We start from the raw sequence: 426 nt of genomic DNA on the forward strand, positions 1-426 counted from the left end.
TCGATGGCGGCTTTGGCCGTGCCGAGGACATCGAGTGGGCGCATGATCAAGGGGTTGAGGTCTATTGTCCGCCCACGCAATCCAAGCACGGTACCAATCCCTACCTGGCGCGGCGCGGCGACGGTCCGGGCGTGTTGGCCTGGCGGGCCCGGATGGCAAGCGAGCCGGGCAAGGCCCAGTACAAGCTCCGATCGATCTGCGAGTGCATCCACGCTCGCTGGCGCAACTGGGGCCTGCGGCAACTCAGCGTGCGCGGCCTGGAAAAGGTCCGTGCCGTCGCGCTCTGGTTCGCCCTCTCCAACAACATCTTGCAGGCGTATCGGCTCAATAGCGCCTGAACACCACATCGGCCACTCGGCCGCAGCTTCGCAATAACCCAACCACCGTCATAACAGGCCAAACCCGAAAGCTTCACAAGCTGTCAGG

Annotated in this window: 1 protein-coding gene; it reads left to right on the plus strand. The window is 63.8% G+C overall.

What is annotated here, in order from left to right; translation table 11 throughout:
* Positions 1–338, plus strand: a 338-nt coding sequence (locus FNJ47_RS46650) for a transposase (RefSeq protein ID WP_163163549.1), incomplete at its 5' end; no start/stop codon positions are given.
* Positions 339–426: the final 88 nt, after the last annotated feature.

The sequence above is a fragment of the Bradyrhizobium uaiense genome, assembly GCF_010811875.1.
GTDB lineage: Bacteria > Pseudomonadota > Alphaproteobacteria > Rhizobiales > Xanthobacteraceae > Bradyrhizobium > Bradyrhizobium uaiense.